Source organism: Arthrobacter sp. lap29 (assembly GCF_032458965.1).
Taxonomy (GTDB): domain Bacteria; phylum Actinomycetota; class Actinomycetes; order Actinomycetales; family Micrococcaceae; genus Specibacter; species Specibacter psychrochitiniphilus.
In genome coordinates this window covers 1-625 of sequence record NZ_JAUCEK010000047.1, presented here as the reverse complement: position 1 = coordinate 625, position 625 = coordinate 1, and the positions used below count along the sequence as shown (strand labels likewise).

Annotated in this window: 1 protein-coding gene; it reads left to right on the top strand. The window is 52.5% G+C overall.

From position 1 onward, the window contains the following. Positions 1–203: 203 nt before the first annotated feature. Complete coding sequence (locus RY113_RS18450) at positions 204–503, top strand: hypothetical protein (protein WP_315915839.1); 300 nt, start codon at positions 204–206, stop codon at positions 501–503. Positions 504–625: the final 122 nt, after the last annotated feature.

The following is a 625-nucleotide window of genomic DNA, read 5'->3' as shown; positions in this document are numbered from 1 at the left end:
CGGGACGGTTTGAAATGTCAATCCGGACAGACCTCTAACGGGACGAATTCACTGATTTGGTAACCAAAAAATGTGCACTATCTGGTTCGGCTTGCGGGTAGCGGGGGTGACATTCAGCGTTGCGATCTATACCCGAGAGCATTTGCGATCAGGGTCTTCGCGGAACCATGCTTGTCTAGCGAGAAATCCCGTACTGTGAGGGAATGGATGTTCAGTGGATGCCAGAGCACGATGTTGGAGAAGATTTTGATGCCCCCACATATAGGGCACGCATTTGGTCTGGTCCCCCCAAGCCCGGATATTCCTGGGCTGTCGATGAGTATGAAATCTCCAACGTATCAGAGGTCAGAGAAGCGATTGCCTGGGCGGAAACCGAAGCTGCAGGCCAGCCACTGGAATTCTTCGTGAAATGGTTCGAGACGGCATTGAGAGCGCCCGATTACGAGATTATCCAGGTCCCTCGCATGATGAAATTGTTTGGCACGTCTCCCGAGGAAGATTAGAGATCAGGTGCCCTCTGGGCGGAACTGATGTGGTCTAGGGCGCGCGACCCATTCAGCGTTGCCCTAAAAAAATGTCGCGGATTCAGTTGGCAAGAGTCCCATTGACAGATAGCCATTCCTTG